The 316-nt window shown below is 27.8% G+C and carries 1 protein-coding gene; it reads right to left on the bottom strand.

Annotated elements, in window-relative coordinates; translation table 11 throughout:
* A partial coding sequence (locus AYC60_RS03665; RefSeq protein WP_330996905.1) for a transketolase C-terminal domain-containing protein occupies positions 1–316 on the bottom strand: 316 nt, incomplete at both ends.

Here is a 316-nt window from a genome sequence, read left to right as displayed (position 1 = left end):
CTGCTGTAACTACTTGTTTAGCATCTTTACAATATTTAATAATTGCTTCTTTATCTATATGTTTTAATGTTATCCTGTCAAGTATAGTTGCATTTATACCTTCCAGTTCAAGTTTTTTAGCTGCAACTCTAGCATTATTTACCATCATACCCTTTGTAGTTATAGTTACATCCTTACCTTCCTTTATTATATTTGCCTTACCTATCTTTCTTTCTGCACCTTCTTCATATACTTTAAATACATTTTTTCTTGTAAGTCTTTTCCAATAATATTTATCATTATTTTCATATACTTCATCAAGAACAGCTTTTAATAC

Source organism: Streptobacillus felis (assembly GCF_001559775.1).
Lineage (GTDB): Bacteria > Fusobacteriota > Fusobacteriia > Fusobacteriales > Leptotrichiaceae > Streptobacillus > Streptobacillus felis.
The sequence above is the reverse complement of the archived record's forward strand: the minus strand, read 5'-3'. Positions and strand labels throughout refer to the sequence as shown.